Source organism: Citrobacter sp. BIDMC107, from assembly GCF_001037575.1.
In the GTDB taxonomy this organism is placed as follows: Bacteria; Pseudomonadota; Gammaproteobacteria; order Enterobacterales; family Enterobacteriaceae; genus Citrobacter; species Citrobacter freundii.
Map to the genome: position 1 here is coordinate 140,510 of NZ_KQ089849.1, position 17,605 is coordinate 158,114.

15 protein-coding genes are annotated in these 17,605 nt (G+C 54.1%); 4 read left to right on the forward strand and 11 right to left on the reverse strand.

From position 1 onward, the window contains the following. Nucleotides 1-88: 88 nt before the first annotated feature. Complete coding sequence (locus SK39_RS21580) at nucleotides 89-1,621, reverse strand: SpoVR family protein (RefSeq protein ID WP_003844058.1); 1,533 nt, start codon at nucleotides 1,619-1,621, stop codon at nucleotides 89-91. A 322-nt stretch (nucleotides 1,622-1,943) separates the two neighbouring features. On the opposite strand from SK39_RS21580, the gene SK39_RS21585 reads away from it, so the two are divergent. Together SK39_RS21585 and dadX are read left to right on the forward strand one after the other, a co-directional pair. Then, nucleotides 1,944-3,242 (forward strand): D-amino acid dehydrogenase, encoded by a 1,299-nt coding sequence (locus tag SK39_RS21585; RefSeq protein WP_003841565.1) that lies wholly within the window; start codon nucleotides 1,944-1,946, stop codon nucleotides 3,240-3,242. A 12-nt stretch (nucleotides 3,243-3,254) separates the two neighbouring features. Then, a complete protein-coding gene (dadX, locus tag SK39_RS21590) occupies nucleotides 3,255-4,325 on the forward strand; it encodes a catabolic alanine racemase DadX (RefSeq protein ID WP_003020922.1) in 1,071 nt (356 codons plus the stop codon). Between the two features lie 105 nt (nucleotides 4,326-4,430). On the opposite strand, the gene SK39_RS21595 is transcribed toward dadX, so the two are convergent. Both SK39_RS21595 and ldcA read right to left on the reverse strand, forming a co-directional pair. Beyond that, nucleotides 4,431-6,164: a potassium/proton antiporter gene (locus SK39_RS21595; protein WP_032935411.1), complete on the reverse strand. Its 1,734-nt coding sequence runs from the start codon at nucleotides 6,162-6,164 to the stop codon at nucleotides 4,431-4,433. 97 nt (nucleotides 6,165-6,261) lie between these two features. Beyond that, entirely contained in the window at nucleotides 6,262-7,176 is a 915-nt protein-coding gene (ldcA, locus tag SK39_RS21600) for a muramoyltetrapeptide carboxypeptidase (RefSeq protein ID WP_003841560.1), read from the reverse strand. A 98-nt stretch (nucleotides 7,177-7,274) separates the two neighbouring features. Between ldcA and emtA the strand changes: the two genes are divergently transcribed. Next, nucleotides 7,275-7,886 (forward strand): membrane-bound lytic murein transglycosylase EmtA, encoded by a 612-nt coding sequence (emtA, locus tag SK39_RS21605; protein ID WP_003020914.1) that lies wholly within the window; start codon nucleotides 7,275-7,277, stop codon nucleotides 7,884-7,886. An 11-nt stretch (nucleotides 7,887-7,897) separates the two neighbouring features. On the opposite strand, the gene ycgR is transcribed toward emtA, so the two are convergent. After that, the gene (gene ycgR / locus SK39_RS21610; protein WP_003020911.1) at nucleotides 7,898-8,632 is read right to left on the reverse strand and encodes a flagellar brake protein YcgR; all 735 of its coding nucleotides are present in this window, start codon (nucleotides 8,630-8,632) and stop codon (nucleotides 7,898-7,900) included. A 201-nt stretch (nucleotides 8,633-8,833) separates the two neighbouring features. On the opposite strand from ycgR, the gene SK39_RS21615 reads away from it, so the two are divergent. After that, complete coding sequence (locus SK39_RS21615; protein WP_003020908.1) at nucleotides 8,834-9,088, forward strand: GlsB/YeaQ/YmgE family stress response membrane protein; 255 nt, start codon at nucleotides 8,834-8,836, stop codon at nucleotides 9,086-9,088. A gap of 41 nt (nucleotides 9,089-9,129) precedes the next feature. Here SK39_RS21615 and SK39_RS21620 read toward each other — a convergent pair whose 3' ends face one another. From SK39_RS21620 to SK39_RS21650, 7 genes are all read right to left on the reverse strand, one after another. Continuing rightward, nucleotides 9,130-11,100, reverse strand: a complete 1,971-nt coding sequence (locus tag SK39_RS21620) for a TonB-dependent receptor plug domain-containing protein (RefSeq protein WP_016150376.1) — start codon at nucleotides 11,098-11,100, stop codon at nucleotides 9,130-9,132. Between the two features lie 23 nt (nucleotides 11,101-11,123). Next, a complete protein-coding gene (gene modD, locus SK39_RS21625) occupies nucleotides 11,124-11,981 on the reverse strand; it encodes a ModD protein (RefSeq protein ID WP_016150375.1) in 858 nt (285 codons plus the stop codon). Further along, nucleotides 11,978-12,790 (reverse strand): class I SAM-dependent methyltransferase, encoded by an 813-nt coding sequence (locus SK39_RS21630; RefSeq protein ID WP_032935412.1) that lies wholly within the window; start codon nucleotides 12,788-12,790, stop codon nucleotides 11,978-11,980. The genes modD and SK39_RS21630 overlap by 4 nt, the downstream gene beginning before the upstream one ends. 9 nt (nucleotides 12,791-12,799) lie before the next feature. Then, nucleotides 12,800-13,561 (reverse strand): ABC transporter ATP-binding protein, encoded by a 762-nt coding sequence (locus SK39_RS21635; RefSeq protein WP_032935414.1) that lies wholly within the window; start codon nucleotides 13,559-13,561, stop codon nucleotides 12,800-12,802. Beyond that, a complete protein-coding gene (locus SK39_RS21640; RefSeq protein WP_370686028.1) occupies nucleotides 13,558-14,517 on the reverse strand; it encodes a FecCD family ABC transporter permease in 960 nt (319 codons plus the stop codon). The genes SK39_RS21635 and SK39_RS21640 overlap by 4 nt, the downstream gene beginning before the upstream one ends. A 26-nt stretch (nucleotides 14,518-14,543) precedes the next feature. Next, nucleotides 14,544-15,566: an ABC transporter substrate-binding protein gene (locus tag SK39_RS21645; protein WP_032935420.1), complete on the reverse strand. Its 1,023-nt coding sequence runs from the start codon at nucleotides 15,564-15,566 to the stop codon at nucleotides 14,544-14,546. Between the two features lie 207 nt (nucleotides 15,567-15,773). Further along, on the reverse strand, nucleotides 15,774-17,486 hold the full coding sequence (locus SK39_RS21650; protein WP_003841545.1) for an alpha,alpha-trehalase: 1,713 nt from the start codon (nucleotides 17,484-17,486) through the stop codon (nucleotides 15,774-15,776). Between the last annotated feature and the right edge of the window lie 119 nt (nucleotides 17,487-17,605).

Sequence of the window (17,605 nt, forward strand, 5' to 3'; positions counted from 1 at the left end):
ATGGCGACGCCAAAGCGTCTTATCCGGCCTGGAATGCATGCACTTCGTAGGCCGGATAAGGTGTTTACGCCGCCTCCGGCAATAAGATTTACAGACCGTTCATCCTTGGCGGACAACGCTCCAACAGCTCCACGCTGCCATCTTCATTCTGCTGCTCCAGCATCACATCAAAACCCCAAAGCCGGTGTACATGCTTGAGCACTTCTTTGCGTCCTTTATCCAACGGTGCGCGGTTATGCGGAATATAGCGCAAGGTGAGCGAACGGTCGCCACGCAGATCGACATTCCAGATTTGAATATTCGGCTCCAGGTTGCTCAGGTTGTATTGCGACGACAACCTGTTGCGGATCTCACGATATCCTTCCTCGTTATGAATCGCAGAAATCTCCAGATAGTTGTGACGATCGTCATCCAGCACGGTGAACAGGCGGAAATCGCGCATTACCTTCGGTGACAGGAACTGGCTGATAAAACTCTCATCTTTGAAATCGCGCATCGCGAAATGCAGGGTTTCCAGCCAGTCGGAACCCGCTATATCCGGGAACCAGTATTTGTCCTCCTCGGTCGGCGACTGACAAATACGTTTGATATCCTGGAACATGGCAAACCCCAGGGCATAAGGGTTTATCCCGCTATACCACGGGCTGTTGTAGGGTGGCTGAAATACCACATTGGTATGGCTATGCAGAAACTCCAGCATAAACCGTTCGGTGACTTTACCTTCATCATAAAGGTGGTTCAGGATGGTGTAATGCCAGAAAGTGGCCCAGCCCTCGTTCATCACCTGCGTCTGTTTCTGCGGATAAAAATACTGGCTGACCTTGCGTACAATGCGCAGCACTTCGCGTTGCCAGGACTCCAGCAGCGGGGCGTTCTTCTCCATGAAATACAGCAGGTTTTCCTGTGGCTCAGAGGGATAACGCCGGGCTTCCGCCACGCTTTTCTCTTCCTCTTTCTTCGGCAGCGTGCGCCACAACATATTGACCTGACTTTGCAGATACTCTTCACGACTTTTCTGCCGGGCTTTCTCTTCCTGTAGGGAGATTTTTTGCGGGCGTTTGTAACGGTCAACGCCGTAGTTCATCAGCGCATGGCAGGAGTCGAGGAGCTTTTCGACTTCATCCACCCCGTAGCGTTCTTCACACTGGGTTATATAGTTTCGTGCGAAGATTAGGTAATCGACGATGGAACTGGCATCCGTCCAGCTACGAAACAGGTAGTTGTTTTTGAAGAAGGAGTTGTGTCCGTAGCAGGCATGCGCCATCACCAGCGCCTGCATGGTGATGGTGTTCTCCTCCATCAGATACGCGATACACGGATTGGAGTTGATAACAATCTCATAGGCCAGTCCCTGCTGACCATGCTTATACAAGCGCTCGGTTTCAATAAACTTTTTACCAAACGACCAGTGAGGATAGTTGATCGGCATCCCGACGCTGGAGTAAGCGTCCATCATCTGTTCGGAGGTGATCACCTCGATTTGGTGCGGGTAGGTATCCAGTCTGTAGAGTTTCGCCACGCGGTCTATCTCTGCCAGATAGACATCCAGCAGATCAAACGTCCAGTCGGGTCCATCGCTTAACCGTGTGCTGTCCTTGTTCATGGAATCAATCGTAGCCATTCGCGCACCCTCATTGTTGGCGGCACTCTCTGTCTGGAGTACCTCATTTCAAGCATAGATCATGGTGTTAAAAAACGTGCTGCGGCAGAAATTTTTTCTTTGCGATTTCTCGTTAGCGAGGCGTTGAAAAACGGCATGGTCGCAAAATTTTATGCTGGATAAAAATAACGCACAGCAGGAGATGCCAAAGCAGAGAGTTCCCCGCCATCACCGCTATATGTGAGATAAGTCACCATAAAAAAGCCATATGTTGAATAATATTTTCAACTGAGTTATCAAGATGTAATTAGATGATTGTTCTTTTACTGTTAACGGAGTGGCTATGCGAGTTGTCATACTGGGAAGTGGTGTCGTTGGCGTGACCAGCGCCTGGTACTTAAGTCAGGCTGGACACGATGTCACCGTCATTGATCGTGAGCCCGGTCCGGCACTGGAAACCAGTGCGGCGAACGCGGGGCAAATATCTCCAGGTTATGCGGCACCATGGGCGGCACCAGGCGTACCGCTTAAAGCAATCAAATGGATGTTTCAGCGCCACGCTCCGCTGGCCGTTCGTCTTGACGGAACCCAGTTCCAGTTGAAATGGATGTGGCAGATGCTGCGCAACTGCGACACCAGCCACTACATGGAAAATAAAGGACGCATGGTGCGACTGGCGGAATACAGCCGTGATTGTCTGAAAGCGCTGCGCGCCTCTACCGGTATTGAGTATGAAGGACGTCAGGGCGGAACCCTGCAACTGTTCCGTACCGCTCAACAGTATGAGAACGCCACTCGCGACATCGCCGTGCTCGAAGACGCTGGCGTGCCATACCAGCTCCTGGAAGCAAATCGTCTGGCGGAAGTCGAACCGGCACTGGCAGAAGTAGCGCACAAACTGACCGGCGGTCTGCGTTTACCGAATGATGAAACCGGCGACTGCCAGTTGTTTACCCAGCGTCTGGCGCAGATGGCGGAGCAGGCGGGCGTTAAGTTTCGCTTTAACACCCCGGTCGATAAGCTGCTGAGCGATGGTGAGCAGATTTATGGCGTCCAGTGCGGCGAAGAGATTATCAAAGCCGATGCCTATGTGATGGCGTTTGGTTCGTATTCCACGGCGATGCTGAAAGGGATCGTTGATATCCCGGTCTATCCGCTCAAAGGCTATTCGTTGACTATTCCGGTAGCGCAAGACGACGGTGCGCCGGTTTCTACTATCCTTGATGAAACTTACAAAATCGCTATTACCCGCTTTGACAATCGTATTCGGGTTGGCGGCATGGCGGAGATTGTCGGTTTTAATACAGAGCTGCTACAACCTCGTCGTGAAACGCTGGAAATGGTCGTACGCGATCTCTTCCCGCGCGGCGGTCATGTGGAGCAGGCAACCTTCTGGACTGGACTGCGTCCGATGACGCCGGACGGTACGCCGGTGGTGGGGCGCACCCGCTTTAAGAATCTGCTGCTCAATACCGGCCACGGCACGCTGGGCTGGACCATGGCCTGCGGTTCCGGTCAGTTGCTGAGCGATATCCTTTCTGGCCGTACGCCAGCCATACCTTATGACGATCTGAGCGTGGCGCGTTACAGTCCGGGGTTTACCCCCTCTCGTCCACGACATTTACATGGCGCACATAACTGATAAGGACGTGAGATGACCCGCCCGATACTGGCCAGCATTGACCTGCAGGCGTTGAAACAAAATCTGACCATTACCCGCCAGGCAGCGCCGGACGCTCGCGTCTGGTCGGTGGTGAAAGCCAATGCATATGGACACGGCATTGAACGCGTCTGGAATGCGCTGGGCACAACCGATGGTTTTGCCATGCTCAATCTTGAAGAGGCGATAACCCTGCGCGAGCGCGGATGGAAAGGCCCGATACTCATGCTGGAGGGTTTTTTCCACGCTGAAGACCTGACGGTATATGACAATTATCGACTGACCACCTGTGTACACAGTAACTGGCAGCTAAAAGCATTGCAGAATGCCCGCCTCAAAGCACCGCTCGATGTTTACCTGAAGGTGAACAGCGGTATGAACCGGCTTGGGTTTTTACCGGAAAGAGTTCCAACGGTCTGGCAACAGCTGCGGGCGATGCCCAACGTCGGCGAAATGACGCTGATGTCGCATTTTGCAGATGCAGAGCACCCGGAAGGTATCCAGGAAGCAATGGCGCGTATTGCGCTGGCAACAGAAGGACTGGAGTGCAGACGGTCACTGTCGAATTCGGCCGCCACGCTGTGGCACCCTGAAGCGCATTATGACTGGGTTCGTCCGGGCATTATTTTGTATGGCGCGTCGCCTTCGGGACAATGGCGGGACATCGCCAACACCGGCCTGAAGCCAGTGATGACTCTGAGCAGCGAGATAATCGGCATACAAACGCTGAAAGCTGGCGATCGGGTGGGTTACGGTGGCCGTTACACCGCCAGCGGCGAGCAGCGCATTGGAATAGTGGCGACCGGCTATGCAGACGGTTATCCGCGCCATGCGCCAAGCGGAACGCCTGTGCTGGTGGACGGTGTACGTACCGGGACGGTAGGGACAGTCTCAATGGATATGCTGGCGGTAGATCTGACACCGTGCCCGCAGGCAGGGATCGGGACACCGGTAGAGCTGTGGGGCAAAGAGATTAAAATTGACGATGTAGCTACCTCAGCAGGAACGGTGGGCTACGAGTTGATGTGTTCTTTGGCGCTGCGCGTACCGGTTGTGACGGTGTAACATTTATGGGGTTGCCTGATGGCGCTGCGCTGATCGGGCCTGTAGATTCAGTGCATTTTACAGGCCGGGTAAGGCGCTGCCGCTACCCGGCAAACATCATCCGCTTTACTCATCCTCGTCTTCAGCAACGCGAACACCGACCTTCAGCACTGCATTATCTTCCTTCTCGGCCACCGTCCAGATCATGCCAGCGAATTCCACCTGGTCACCGACGACCGGCGCGGCACCAAGCAGATGCTGGACAATTTCACCCAGCGTTTGCTGCTTATCACGATACTCTGTGCCATCATCCAGACCATAAATCAGCGCCACATCGGCATATTTCGCGCTGGCTTCAAGAATAAAATCACCGAAGAAGCGCTGGTCTAACGACACCGGTGGCGACTGGCTGAATAGCTTGCCGAGAGCCGGGAGATCGCGCTCGCGACCAATAACACACAATACGTCGCCTTCGCGCAGACGCGTGCTGCCGGAGGGGTGAAACAGCTCGTTGTCACGAAACAGGGCGGCTATTCGCGTTTCTTCCGGCATATGCAGGTCGCGCAGCGCGGCACCCACACACCACTTATCTGCGCTGAGCTGATAAACAAACTGCTCCCACGGGTTATCTGGGTGAATATCGAGACCAATGCGCGAAACGGGCCAGCCGACGGGAGGGACCACCACCTTGGCTTTTTTCGCGGCCCATGAAAGTGATGTTCCCTGAAACAGCAACGAGATCAGTACCACGAAGAAGGCGACGTTAAAGAACAAGCGAGCGTTCTCCAGGCCCGCCATCATTGGGAAGACGGCGAGGATGATCGGCACCGCGCCGCGCAAACCCACCCAACTGATGAAAATACGCTCGCGCAGATTAAAGCCACGAAACGGCAGCAGTCCGGCGAAGACCGAAAGCGGGCGGGCAATGAATATCATCCACGCAGACAAAATCAGCGCAGGGATTGCGATAGGCAGCAGGTCGGACGGCGTAACCAGCAGTCCAAGCACCAGGAACATGGCGATTTGCGCCAGCCAGGCCAGACCGTCGAAGTTTTGCAGGATACCAAATCGGTTGCGGATGGGGCGATTCCCCAGCAGGAAACCACACAGATAAACCGCCAGAATACCGCTGCCTTCCAGCGCAGTGGTCAGGGCAAAAATCAGGATCCCACCGCTTAACGCCAAGAGTGGATACAGTCCGGCAGGCAGAGAAATGCGGTTAATCATCTGCTGGAGCATATATCCACCGCCAAGACCGATAGCGATTCCTAAGCCAAACTGCTGGATAATGTGCACCGCGAACATCCAGCTTAAACCGGTCTCGTGATTTTGGATCATGGCGATGAGTGTGATGGTCAAAAACACGGCCATCGGGTCATTACTACCGGATTCAATTTCCAGCGTAGAGCCAACGCGTTCGTTAAGCCCCTTACCGCCAAGCAGGGAAAAGACCGCCGCGGCGTCAGTTGAACCAACAATCGCACCAATCAGGAGTCCTTCGATAAGATCCAGATGAAACAGCCACGCGGCCATCATGCCAGTGAGTCCGGAAGTAATCAGCACACCGACCGTTGCCAACGATAGCGCCGGGCCTAACGCAACGCGAAAAGAGCTGGCCTGAGTGCGCATGCCACCGTCGAGTAGGATAACCGCCAGTGCCAGGTTACTCACCATGTAGGCGAAAGGATAGTTATCAAAAGGTATGCCGCCAATACCATCCACACCCGCTAACATACCGATAGCGAGAAATATCACCAGAATTGGGATACCGAGACGTGATGAGAATGAACTGAGTAAGATACTGCAGGTGACGAGAACGGAACCCAAAATAAAAAGGCTAATAATTGCTGCGGCATCCAACGTTCGGTTACTCCTGAATTACGCTGTTTCGTATTAATAAACCCTACCATAATAACGACAGAAACAGCGTTTTACTTAGCCCCATTAGCTGCTTTTTTTACGATTTTAGTACCGGATGCCCACTTAAGGTGAGCTGAGTGCTGTTTTTATCGTTTTTCAGCACCGCTTTGGCTCCCAGCGGCAGGGTGACGGTGCGTTGTTCATGGCCAAAATCGAGGCCGCCGATCAACGGAACGGACAGCCTGGTGCGCAGAAAATCACAAACTGAATCAAGATTGTAACCAGCGTCGTAATCATTCGGCGCGCTGCCGCTAAAACTGCCGAGGATAATGGCGTTTTGCTGGGCCAGTATTCCCGCGTGGTACAGTTGCAGCAGCATGCGCTCGACACGGAATGGATGCTCGTTAATGTCTTCCAGCACCAAAATGCCGTTTTTGATGGCCGGCATCCACGGTGTACCCATCAGCGAAATGATCATCGCCAGATTTCCGCCCCACAGTGTACCTTCAGTCGCGCACTGCGGACCGTCACCCTGCCATTCGAGGGTGAATTGGGCATTACGCAATGCTTGCCAGAAATGGTGCTCGGTGAATGCGTTTATCTCCTCGGCACCGAAGTTGGCCGCCAGCATCGGGCCGCTGAAGCTAATCACATTCCCTTGAGCCAGTAGACCACACTGGATCGCCGTAAAATCGCTGTGCCCGCACAGCAGCAGCGGATCTTGTTGCTGGCGGGCTGCCAGCCCTTGCCAGTCAATATCTTCCAGTAAACGGCTCGCGCCATAGCCGCCACGTACCGCCATCACAATGGTATCGGGGGTTTTCAGATTAACGAGCGAGTTCACATCAGCAAGCCTTTCTGCCTCAGTACCCGCAAAACGCTGGCAGCGGCGCGCAATGACCGCTGAATTGTCGACCTGATGACCGGCCTCAGTAAGACGTGCAAGCCCACGTAAGGCAGCCTGTTGATTGATACAGTAGCCCGATGGGGCAATTAAGTGAAACCGGGACATGGCATTTCCTTGCTACAACTAAAACCAAATGTATATCATGCCGCGTAGGTATGTCGTTGTCACCTCAGCGACAGGTTCCGGCTATAAGGATAGATGACGTGAAATTGAGATGGTTTGCTTTTTTGGTTGTATTACTTGCGGGCTGTAGTTCAAAACATGATTACAAAAACCCGCCGTGGAATGCTGAAGTTCCGGTTAAACGCGCAATGCAATGGATGCCGATCAGTGAAAAAGCCGGTGCGGCCTGGGGTGTCAGTCCACAATTGATTACCGCTATTATTGCCATTGAATCAGGCGGTAATCCGAATGCGGTCAGTAAGTCTAATGCGATTGGTCTGATGCAGTTAAAAGCCTCGACTTCAGGCCGCGATGTTTATCGTCGCATGGGATGGAGCGGAGAGCCGTCGACCAGCGAGTTGAAAAACCCCGAACGCAATATCTCCATGGGGGCCGCATACCTGAGCATTCTGGAGACCGGGCCGCTGGCAGGGATTGAGGATCCACAGGTGATGCAGTATGCGCTGGTAGTATCGTACGCTAACGGAGCGGGAGCATTGCTGCGAACGTTCTCTTCCGACAGGAAGAAAGCCATCAATAAGATCAACGATCTCAGCCCGGATGAATTTATTGAACATGTTGCGGACAATCATCCGGCGCCGCAGGCTCCGCGCTATATCTGGAAGCTTCAGCAAGCGCTGGATGTAATGTAATTCAGGTGATGTTAATCGCGCACTTTGTTCGACTTTTCCCGGGCCTCGCGCTCAAGGGAAAAAATAATCCGCTGTAAGTTCCGCTCCACCGCCGGGCCGACGTTGAGAAAACGAAAGCTCAGGCGGGGAGTGGTAATGGTTTCGTTTTTACTGTCGATAACTTTGCGTTCGCTAATGGAAATAAGCTGGGCGTCAACGTGATACACCCCCCATTGTTCCATGTTCAGTTCAACCTGCGCGAAGCGTATACCTTCTACCAGTCCTTCTGGTTTTGCCGTTTCTAACAGCCCGCCCATACCGCCAAGCGACAAATCGAATAAGCGAAAGCACAGCGTGCTGTTGTCCGGCATTTTTGCCGTGCAGCGATAGGGAGGATGCAGCGGAGCGCCGATGCGAAAATATTCCCGACGCTGAACAAACCACAGGGAAGGCGGCAAGGATGAAATAAACGCTGGCAGTTGCTGATACTCACCTTTTTTTAACTGTGGCAGGGTGAATTCTACTTTGGCTCCCTGCGTTTCGGCGATAATCGAGATCTGACTGGCCCGCTGTACGGCCTGGTTTTCATATTCCTGGCTACCAAAATCCATGACCAGCTCGTCCGGGCTGACGGCCAGAACTTTGCTGATGAACTGGCCGCCCGACCAGGAGATACGCAGTGGAACCTGCTGCGATTTTAAGTCCCGAAGTACACCTAACACCGCTAACGGATTTTGCTTCAGGAACTGCTCATTGTAGTTACTCACACCTAATGACTCCCGGATGCCTGGTTTGTCGTTGGATTATCGGCATCAATCAACGGAACTTAATACAAATGGATGAAATTTTTTACCAACGCCAATGAATTAAGTCTGCGTGAAAACAGCATATAGCGATGGTTTGCCTATACTTTAAAGGCTGGCGCAAGAATGTCTTGCGCGTGCGTTCACTGGAAAGAGGGCCTGAAAATGGGAATTATTGCCTGGATTATTTTTGGTCTGATTGCGGGGGTTATCGCCAAACTGATTATGCCGGGGCGCGATGGCGGTGGATTTATCCTGACCTGTATTCTCGGTGTTGTCGGTGCTGTGGTCGGTGGATGGCTGGCAACGATGTTTGGTATCGGCGGCGATGTCAGCGGGTTTAATCTCCACAGCTTCCTGGTGGCCGTGGTCGGCGCGATTGTTGTGCTGGGTGTCTTCCGACTGGTGCGGCGAGATTAATCGAACGGCCCCCGCGGGGGCCGTTTCTCTGTATTGCTAAGTCAGAACTGATACTCAATCCCCGCCCAGTAATTACGGCCTTCTTCAATAAATCCTTCACTATAAACGTACTGCGTATCGAACAGGTTATTGACCGACGCGTTAACGCTGAATCCGTGACCGATGGCGTAGTCAGCGCGTAAATGGGTAATGGCGAAACCAGCGGCTTTCTGTGAGCCGTCGCTATTGCTATAGCTCGACGAACGGGCCTCTTCTGACAGCGTAATACTGAGCGGATCCCATGGCTTCAGCGTCATCCAGGCAGTCAGGGTTTGCGTTGGCAGGTCGGTAATCTTGCCGATGTCGCTGCGTTTGACGTCTGCATGAATAAGGCCGTAGCTCAGACCGACATCCAGTATATCAAAGACTTTACCTTTAACGCCTGCATCCAGACCGGTGTAATCCACCCGGCCGCTGTTCTGATTCTGAATGGTGTCGGCATCAATATTGTGTGAAAGGATGGCGTCGCTGATGCGGTTGTAATACACGCTGGCTTCGAATCCCCAGTTCTGACTAAGTGACCCATTCCAGGTCAGATCCACGCTGCGGGCGCGTTCAGGTTTAAGCTGCGGATTGACCAGCGCCACCTGGTTATAGGCCGGTTTTGAGGTCGTGTAGCGTTCTTTCAACGTAGGGAAACGCGTTCTGTCAGAATAGGACAGCGCTAATGTGTCTGCATTTTCGAAGTGATATTTGGTCATCATCTGCCAGTTGAAGGCCGACTGATTGTTGTCATCATAGTGGGTGACGCTACCATTTTTTTCGTGCTTCATGCCTTCCAGACTGTCGCGCCAGTCATAGCTTATTCCCGCCACTACATCGACATTATCCGCCGCCGCCCACTGATATTCACTGGCAACAGACCAGGTGCGGTCTTCGTAACGGTCGTAAGCCGCATTCGGTGCGCCTTTCTCGCGGTGAACATCATCCTTCCAGTTTACGGCGAAAGAGAGCAGGTCGTTTTCACGCATATCCGCAGCGAGCTGCAGGCCAGCTCCATCGCTATAGTCTGAATAATGACTGTAGTTGCCTTTTTTGTTTTTCAGATCGGCAAGCGAGTTGTACATCATCAACGTATTTTCAAAGGTATCGCGATACAGACGGCTTTTCAGAGTGAAACGATCGCCCAGATGGGTGGTGCCCTGATAGTAATAGCTCTCTTTATCGTACTGTGGCCATTGCCAGTAGCGTGATTTCTGACTGCTGGTTCCGGCATATGGTGGGTTATCTTTTTCACCGTCCTGATTAATATAGGTCAGGACATATTCATCATCGCCGCGAGGGGTAAAGCCCAGCTTCACGATGCCGCGTTTATCATCGGCGGACGAGTTGGCAATCTTGCCGTGACTACCCGCAACCGGATTGTCCACGCCGTGCGGTAAGCCAAGGAAATCCTGCTTCAACTGGCTGCCGCTGAGCTGAATGTAACCCAGATCGTTACTGGCGCCAAATGAAGCGTGCATATCGTGAGCGTTGTCTTTGCTACGACTCCAGCCCTGGCGATAACCGATGCTGCCTTCAATTGGTTTGGTGGGCTTTTTGGTGGTGATATTAATGGCACCGCCCATCTGGTTAGGCCCTTGTAGCAGAGATGAGTAGCCTTTGGATACTTCAACTGAAGCGATATCGGATGTCAGAAAACGGCCTAAATCGAGGTTGCCGTCATAGGGGATGTACACCGGCACACCGTCAAAAAAGACGGGAACCTGACGGCTGTCAAAACCGCGTACTTTCACCTGCTGCTCATTGCGGTTGCCCGACTTTTGCAGCACCACGCCGGGGACGACGCTTAGCGCCTGCGCCACGTTTTGTTTATCCAACTGTTGGATCGTTTCCTGGCCGAGAACCGTAGTGGTTGCCGCAGAGGCCGGGCTTGACCAGACGGTCATGGTTTCGCTTTCTTGCCCAGCAAAAGCACTGTGCGCGAAAGCAAACGACAGGGCTGTGTAAAGACAACTTTTGTTGAAATTCATTATTGTTAGTCCATTTTTTAATGTTATATGCCACGTGCGTCCGGGCTCAGGCTAACTTTGATATCCGCAGGTGGAGCGTAATAAGGTGCGGAAGTGATAAAGAGCCTGATGCCACAGTCGAGATAACTCGCCAGCGAGGCGAGGGTAATGCCGCCAGTCAGCGCCAGCGTGCAATGAGGGGCCAGTGAAGGTGCCTGACGGGCAATGTCTGTCGCCTGCTCAGGGGTGAATTTGTCGAGTTGCAGAACATCGGGCGCGGCGCGTAGCGCGGCTAATGCTTCATCTGGCGTATCCGCTTCGACGACGATCTTTTTTTCTGGCGCATGGCTGCGTAAGCGCGCAACCGCGTTTGTCCAGTCGTTTGGGTTGGTAAGAAAACGGCGGTGATTAGCGAACAGCAGCACCGTTTCGGCGCATCCTCCGCGATGAATAATGCCCCCGGCAGCAAGTATTGCCTGAGTCGCCAACGAACGCGTGCCGGGAATGGCTTTGCGGGTGCAGGCAATCTGCCCATCAGGATAGCGTTGGCGCAGTTGGCTCAACATGCTCTCAAGATAGCCCGAAACTCCGCAGCTCCACTCCAGAACGTTTTGTACCGCTTTCCAGCCCTGATGTAGTGCCGCCGCATTTCCGTGCGCACAAATTATTCTCTGTCCCGCGCTCGCTCGTTCGCCATCGGCCATAATATCGCTGACGGTTATGCCCAATGATGTCAGCATTTGTCTGGCAACAGCGGTGCCGCTAACGCACCCACCCTGGCGATGGTAAAACTCCATAACGCCGGGCTGTGCGCCAATTCCCAACGCGCGGGTAGTCAGATCGCCGCCCTGAATATCTTCCAGCAGCAGCGCGTCGGTTTGCGCCTGCGAAAAGTAGATCATCGCAGCGCCTCCCGCGGCACACTGTCCCACCAGATAAGCGCCCAGTCACGGCTGGCGGGGGCAATCGCGCGTGGATCCTGCTGCTGATACCAGGTTTCCAGACGTTCGACCTCGTCGGCGCTTAGTTCGCCCATACTCCAGCGCACGTTTTCCAGAAAGCGCGTCCAGGTACTGTTGTCCTGCTGACAGTTGGGGCCGCGGATAAAATCAACGTGCGCGTGGATCCCCATCTGATACAGGACATTAAGCGCATAGATATAGTTGGGAAGCTCAATCACCTCGCGGCCCAGCGCACGTTGAATGGTGGGGGAAACGAAAGATGAACTGACGAGATGGGTGGTGTAAACCCGCAGCCGGGCCTGATTATTCAGTTTGGTCATCGCCTGGCGCATATCGGCAACCAGCGTAGAGCGCGAGGCGACGGCGATATCGCACTGGGGTAAATCATCCCAGTGTTCTTCCCAGGCCCGCTGCACCCACTGTACGTGACGGGCGTTCATTTGCACAGCGCGGCGGGCAGCAACGCTCAGCATTCCCTGGCTGTAATCTACGCCGTAAATTATTGGTATCTTTTTAGCCAGCGCCAGCGAGACCGTACCGGGACCGCAGCCCATATCAAACAGCGACTCCGCTCCTTGCAGGTCGATTTTCCCCAACAGCTGTAGCAAATAGCTGTCGGTTAATGAGGCGCAATTCTCCGCCATTTTTTCCGCACGTTTATCCCAGTGCTCCGGCTTTTTCTCGGTTCTGTTCGCCAGTTGTAACTGTTTACGGTAAAGATCGGCAAAATCAATGTCGTCAATGAGCATTCTTATTCCTTAATTGTGAGAGCCAAAGAGGTGGCGGGCAATTTGTGACGGTGTAACGTGATACAGTGCAGCCAGGCGATCGGTGGCGAGCTGGTGTTCAGGAAGCCCCTGCGACACTTCACCGTTCGGTTCAACGCGTACCACGCTGTCGGCGATTGCCCGGGCGTGCAACGGATGATGCGTCGACATCAGCAGGGCCATACCCGAATTTTTCAGCGTCACCAGCGTGTCGAGCAGACGGATCTGATGCCCAAAATCCAGGCTGGAAGCGGGTTCATCCAGCAACAAAAGGCGCGGACGTTGCGCCAGCGCGCGGGCAATCAATACCAGTTGCCGCTCTCCGCCGCTCAGAGTGTTCCAGCGCCGGGGCGCCAGGTGAGAGATCCCCAGCATCGCCAGTTGTTGATGAGCAATGTCGTGTTCTTTAGCCCCGGGAACCGCAAATGCCGCCAGTTGCGGGGCCAGCCCCATCATCACCATGTCCAGCGCAGTGAAGGCAAACGCGCCGTCATGCGCCTGAGGAACCCAGGCGATAGCGGCGGCGCGTTGCCGATCGTTGAGATGATTTATGGCGATGCCATCAAGAAGAATGTCACCGTGAAGCGGCGAAAGAACGCCGAGAATGGTGCGCATCAGGGTGGTTTTTCCGCTACCGTTGGCACCAAGCAGACAACAGACGGAGCCGGGCGGAACCTGAAATGAGACATTGCGTAGCACGGGCTGTTGACTGTGGTATCCCAGCGACGCCCGGCGCACGATTAATAGCGTCATGGTCGATTTCCTCGCAGCAAAAGCAGCAAAAAGAACGGTGCGCCAATAAATGCAGTCAGGATCCCCAGCGGAATTTCCGTGCTGCTCAGCGTACGGGCGAGGGTATCGGTGAGCAGCAGCAAAATGGCGCCGACCCCCATGGAAACCGGCAGTAGCTGCTGGTGGTTATTGCCACTGAGGAGTCGGCCGATATGTGGCACAACCAGCCCAATCCAGCCGATGATGCCCGCGATGGCGACGGTGCAGGCGGTGATTAACGTTGCGCAGACGATCAGCCCCAGCCGTAGTCGGGCGACGTTGATGCCAAGCGATCGTGCTTCATCATCCGAAAGGGTAAGCAGGTTCATGCGCCAGCGCAGCAGCAATAGCGGGACCAGTCCTGCCAAGATCAGCGGTGCCGAGAACCACAGATCGTGCAGCGTAATCGTTGATAAACCGCCGAGCAGCCAGAAAGTGATGGAGGGAAGTTGGGTATACGGGTCGGCCAGCGTTTTGATGAGTGAAATTCCCGCGCCGCATACCGTGCCCAGCGCAATCCCGACCAGCACCAGCGTTAACACCGGGTCGTGACGCTTAACTCGCCGGGTAATCAACCAGACACCGGCGACCACGAATAAACCGCCGGTGAACGCATACAGCTGAATGAAAAGGATCGGTAATCCGAAAAGTATTGCCGTACAGGCACCTAAACCGGCACCCGCCGCCACGCCGAGGATATCCGGCGAGACTAGCGGGTTGCGGAACATACCCTGATAGGTGGTTCCTGCGCTTGCCAGCGCCGCGCCAAGCAGCAATGCGGCCAGAATGCGCGGCAGGCGGATTTGCCAGAAGACGATTTTGTCCTGCATCGGGACGTCATCAGTACCTGTAATAAGATTCACAACCTGTTGTGCATCCAGGCGGTATGCGCCCGATACAGCGGCGACGCTCGCGCAAAGCACCACCGTAGCAATCATCAGAAAACCGAGAGTAGATGTTTTCATCAGACTGCCACCAGACGTTGATACTGTGCATCGCTTAGCGTGGTATGCCAGAACAGTTCGCTGTAGCGCTGCATATCGGCTTTAAAGCTCGCGTTAACCTGCGGATCAAGCCAGGCGTGCAGGCGGCGTAATCCCAGTAAGCGGTTGATGCCAGGAGGTGCATCCAACCAGCCAAACGGCAGACCGCTGAGAAACAGAATGCGCCGGTCCGCAACTGCTTTGACTCCTTGCCAGATCGGATCTTCTCGTAGGTGCTGCGCTGTCATCGTATCCTGCACCAAAATAATATCGGGCTGCCAACTGAGCAGATTTTCCATTGAAACCTGTGTGAGCCCCTGTCTTCCGGGGATGTGCGCCACATTCTGTAGCCCCAGCAGTTCTGCCGCTTCGGTATGCAAAGAACCTTGTAAACCTGTCTCCAGTCCTCTGGCACCGCGCGCGGCATAAAAACGCAGATTCGCTGCAGCTGTATGCGAGAAAGCTATTGCATTATCGATAAATCGACGGGCCAGCGCGGCCTGCATTGCGGTACGCGAGACGACGCCCAATGCTTCACCGGCTGCGCGCAACTGTTCTGGGGTATGGCGCAGTTCGCCGTTAATCAGCAGCCAGGGAATGTGAGTTTGTGCGCTCACTTGTCTGGCCTGAGAAAGCCAGGTTTCATCGGCATTACCGCAGTCAATAACCAGGTCAGGTTTAAGCGCCAGGAGTGCTTCAAGCGAGAGCGTGCTGGCGCGGCCCGCCAGCCTGCCCAGTTTCGGCAATGCCCGAATATCATCGTGGAACGGGATGGCGGTCTGGCGAGATAAATCAAAGGAGGAAAGCCCTACCAGTTTTTCCGGCGCGACGGCCAGCAGCAGCATGTCAGCGGGCGCCCCCGCGCTGACCACGCGTTGGGTTATATTCGGCCCTGGCGAGCCTCCAACGGCAACGGTTAGCGGCGTTTGCGCCAATGCGGGAAGATGGCGTAGCAGCAGTGCAGATGCCACGAGTTGGGCAAACATCCGTCTTGTCAGTGCCATTATCAGTATCCTGAAGGTTACAAATTCGCTATATATTTACATATACAGCGAATAAAAACATGTTCAGAATCAAATTCTCACGGATGAAAACACCGGATACCCCATAAGGGCTAGAGGGGATAGAGGCAGCTTAAATAGCGAAAAATATGACAGAAAAATCCGCGACGAAGCGCGGATTCGGGGAGTAAAACGGCTCAGGTAATGACGTTATGGCGTCGGTTGAGTCTGTTTTTTAGGCTCGGCTGGTGGTGTACTTGTCGGTGTTGGCCGCGATGCGGGTACGCTGTCACAGGGCTTCTCTTTGGCGCAGATCAGGTCAAGCATTTTTAGCGTGACGCCGTTGGTCCAGCCAAAACCATCCTGCAATGGATATTCCCCGCCACCACCGCCGGTGCCGGTGGTGCTCACGTCATATTTTTCAACCAGCTTTTTCTCTCGATCGTAGGTGTGCTGCACATTGGTAAGGAATCGCCAGGTCACATCCATCGCAACGTTATCCTGACCGTAATTCTGTAACCCGGATGCTGCGACCCACTGGAGCGGGGCCCAGCCGTTGGGGGCATCCCACTGCTGGCCGCTTTTCACCGACGTGGTAGCAAGGCCGCCCGGTTGCAGCAGATGTGCCTGGGTGGCTGTGGCGACTTTACTGGCGCGATCTTTTGCCGCCGCATTGACATACAGCGGGAACAGGGCGGCGGCCGTGAGCTGATTGCGTACTTTATGGCTTTTCAGATCGTAGTCGGCATACCAGCCTTCTTTGTCGTTCCACAGGTACTTTTCGATCCCTTTTTGTCGGGCATTAGCGAAGCCATCGTACTGCGCCGCTTTGGCATCATCACCGGCAGCCTTGCTGGCGAGGGCGATCATTTTTTCCATTTTGTACATCAACGCATTGAGATCGACCGGAACGATGCTGGTGGTGCGCAGAGTGCCCAGCTGATTAGGATTGTCCATCCAGCGGGAGCTAAAATCCCAGCCGGACGCAGCCGCTGAACGCAGGTCGCGGTAGATTTCTGTGGCAGGGCGATTGGGGTTGCTTTTAGCGGTGGCGATATCCTCGACCCAGGACTCTGGCCTCGGCGTATCGCGGTCATCCCAGTAGCGGTTCAAAATGGTACCGTCATCCAGTTTAACCACGCGCTTATTTTGCTGACCGGGCTGGAGTGTTTCGACGCCTTCCATCCAGTAACTGTACTCTTTGAGCATCTGCGGGAGGTATTTTTTCAGCACGTCATTCCCGTCATGCTGCGCCAGCAGTTCAACCATAAAGGCAAAGAACGGCGGTTGCGAACGGCTCAGGTAGTAGGTGCGGTTGCCGTTAGGAATGTGTCCCCAGGAATCAATCTCGTAAGCGAAGTTTGCCACCATATCCGAGACCTTATCCCAGTGATTGCTTTCGGCAAGCCCCAGCATGGTGAAATAGCTGTCCCAATAATATATTTCGCGAAAACGCCCGCCAGGCACCACATACGGCTCTGGAAGTGGCAGTAGCGAGTCCCATTTTTCAGCGTCAGTTGTCGAGCGGGTGAGGACCGGCCACAGTCCGTCAATATGTTCGCGTAATGATTGCCCGGCCGGGGGAACGTATTTCTCGCCTTCTTTCGGTAATGTGAAATTCACCTCCACAAAATGGCGTAAGTCGAATCCGGACTGATTTTTCTGCATCCGGTAATCGGCAAGGATCATGAGAGGATCGCTGTTAGGAACTGCGTCAGCAAAGGTTTTCTGGTCTGGAAACAGTTTAGCCGTTTGTACATCGTTAAACAGAGGTCCAAGCAGGATATCTGGCGGCTGCGGTGTAGCGGCTGGCGCGTCTTCTGCATTGACGGCAAAAGAGGAAAGGGCAAAAAATGTACTGGCGAGAGTCAGTTTTATTGCAACAGAAAGCAGGCCTGGATGGCGAGTTGCAGGCGTTATCATCGGTTAATCTCCTTAGCGGTGTGCCGAAGTAGCGGCATTTACCATGAGAAAACCTTAGTTCAGGATCGACCGTTGCGCGTGATCGACACCCCATTTTGCGAACAAACAGACATTTCCCG